1 pseudogene is annotated in these 615 nt (G+C 77.4%); it reads left to right on the top strand.

Annotation, left to right across the window (positions count from 1 at the left end):
• A pseudogene (locus QR77_RS47080) lies at positions 1-615 on the top strand (hypothetical protein); the annotation flags it as partial.

Below are 615 nucleotides of genomic sequence, written 5' to 3' on the forward strand. Positions count from 1 at the left end.
CCGCTGGCGGCGGTGGTCGCGGGGGCGGCGCTCGTCCCGATGACGCACGGTGGCCCGCTGGTTCGGGCCGGGACGGCCGTCGTGACGGGGCTCGGCATCGGTGTGTTCGTGGTCATCGGTGCGATCCCGGGCCGCTTGGCGCGATCCGGGGCCGAGCGGGCGGAGCGTGAGCGGCGCACACGCGAGACGGCCCGACAGGCCGCCGCGCTGGCGAACGAACGGGCCCGGATCGCCGGAGAGATCGGCAGCGGGGTACTCGCAGGGCTGCACCGGCTGGTGCGGCAGTGCGAGCGGGTCGCCGGGGCCGTGCACGGCCCTGCCGGACCGGCGAACCACGGCTCCGCCGGACCGGCGAACACCGGGGCGACCGGCGGGCCGACGACCGAGAGATCGGCGACCGAGGGGCCTGCGACTAAGGGATCGACGACCGATGACGCCGACCTGCGGCGGCTGAGCGCGGAGGCACGGGCCGTGCTCGCTGCGATGCGCCGGGCGCTCGGTGTGCTGCGCGCCGGTCCCCCCACGGACCCTCACACTGATCCGCAGGACCCCTCGGGCGTCGGTCCCGCCGCCGTGGTCCCGCGACGCGGTGGCCGCCGGGGACTGGTGGTCCCC

It is taken from the genome of Streptomyces sp. 150FB, from assembly GCF_000818195.1.
In the GTDB taxonomy this organism is placed as follows: Bacteria; Actinomycetota; Actinomycetes; order Streptomycetales; family Streptomycetaceae; genus Streptomyces.